Source organism: Vibrio sp. 1557 (assembly GCF_033340175.1).
GTDB classification, from domain to species: domain Bacteria; phylum Pseudomonadota; class Gammaproteobacteria; order Enterobacterales; family Vibrionaceae; genus Vibrio; species Vibrio alginolyticus.
On sequence record NZ_JAWOVZ010000261.1, the window covers coordinates 1 to 1,078 of the forward strand.

The 1,078-nt window shown below is 49.9% G+C and carries 1 protein-coding gene; it reads right to left on the bottom strand.

Going from position 1 to position 1,078, the window contains the following annotated elements; genetic code table 11:
• A partial coding sequence (locus tag R7070_RS26355) for a Mu-like prophage major head subunit gpT family protein (RefSeq protein WP_318141537.1) occupies nt 1-1,069 on the bottom strand: 1,069 nt, incomplete at its 3' end.
• Nucleotides 1,070-1,078 lie beyond the last annotated feature (9 nt).

The window sequence follows — 1,078 nt, forward strand, 5'->3', positions numbered from 1 at the left end:
TGAGTAGCCCTGAGATTGGGTTGATCACGCCACTGTTTGAGGCGCCTTCCACAGACGTTGACTTAATGACTGACGTGGCCAACGTTTCCATCGCAGCCGGAACAAGCAGATGCTTAGGTGTAATGTTCAGTGTGTTATTGCTACCGTCTTCTTGAGTTCGCATGGCCACACGCGCGGCACTCAAGCTATCCACACTCAACGCGCCGCCAATCAGGTTCTTATGATCATCGTGGAACAACGGCTTGCCGTCTTTTAGGTTGGCGTTATTGGTTAAGATTGCGTACACCAAGTCAGCAATAGTACGCTTGGCCGCGCGCCCCATGCGCTGAGGAACAGTTGAAAGCGCCCCAAGATCATCATTAATGATCGCTTGGCGAGTAATGGTGAAGATATTGCCGTAAGTGGCTAGAGCGATAGGCTCTCCGGCATAGTCATCGGTCGTAACGTATTTGTATTCGGCACCTTCCGGCACTTTATTCAGAGATGGGAAACCATGCAGGCCAGCGCGGTGAGCCTCTTTGAAGTTGTTTAATTGCCCCTTTTGAGTCCACGCCTCAAACGTTTCTGGCGACTCTTCCCAACCTTTCAGCAATGACTTTTCAGACACATCGATCAGGATGTTGCCAAAGTCAGAGTTTGAGTGAGTAAAAGCCATTCCAACCACTTGCTGGCGACTACCAATCATCGAAATGCTAACACCGCGATCCACTAACGAAGCTTTCGCCATGTCGAACAAATCAGACACTTTGTAAGGGTTGTCCTTTTCTACCGAATCTAGCCCCAATCGACCTAATAGGGCTTGCTTCATGCTGTCGCCGACGATGTTACCGTTGCTAGCAAATGCGCTCAGGCTTGAGTTTGGTGGAGAACTCGGTGTCGTGTCTTTACCCATCGCTGCAAGCAATTTGTCTTTAGCCATATCAGGAGTGCAAGACTGATCCGCAATACAAGCAGCGAGTACATCAGGGAAACGACCAGGGGCGTATGCAAAAACGTTTTGAATTGCGGCCACTCGTTCGTTGCCGTTTGGTGTTGGTGATGGGTTAGGGACTTGTGCTTTTGGGGACATTAACCCCTT